This window comes from Oleiphilus sp. HI0128 (genome assembly GCF_001635365.1).
In genome coordinates this window covers 1-631 of record NZ_LWGG01000356.1, presented here as the reverse complement: position 1 = coordinate 631, position 631 = coordinate 1, and the positions used below count along the sequence as shown (strand labels likewise).

Genomic DNA, 631 nt, shown 5'->3' with positions numbered 1-631 from the left:
GGTGGTGTTACCAGTATTTAGATCTGGGAAGATAAAAACGGTTGCTTGACCGGCCACCGGGCTGTTCGGTGCCTTTTTCTTGGCGACACTTTCAATCGCCGCCGCATCGTATTGGAGGGGGCCGTCAATTACGAGGTCTGGCCTTAAGTTCTTAGCGATCTCAGTAGCTTCACGAACTTTGTCGACGTCTGCGCCGGTGCCGCTTACACCTGTGCTATAGGAAATCATGGCGACTTTGGGGTCAATGCCAAATGCTTTGGCTGAGTCGGCACTTTGTATCGCAATATCGGCCAGCTGTTCGGCATTCGGGTCTGGGTTGATGGCGCAGTCACCATATACAAGTACTTGGTCGGGGAGGCACATGAAGAAAACTGAAGACACTACCTTGGCGCAATCGTTTGTTTTAATCAACTGAAGCGCGGGGCGCACAGTGTTGGCTGTTGTGTGAACAGCTCCTGATACAAGCCCGTCAACTTCATCTAGCGCCACCATCATCGTTGCGAGTACGACATTGTCTTCTAGCATTGCTCGCGCCATTTGGTGACTCACGCCTTTATGCTTTCTGATCTCTGTCATTGGGATGACATAGCGTTCACGTGCTTCGTCAGGGTCGACGATCTGAATATCACTC

Annotated in this window: 1 protein-coding gene; it reads right to left on the bottom strand. The window is 51.3% G+C overall.

Annotated elements, in window-relative coordinates:
• On the bottom strand, window positions 1-631 hold a 631-nt coding region (gene pta, locus A3763_RS04485), incomplete at both ends, for a phosphate acetyltransferase (RefSeq protein WP_156494907.1).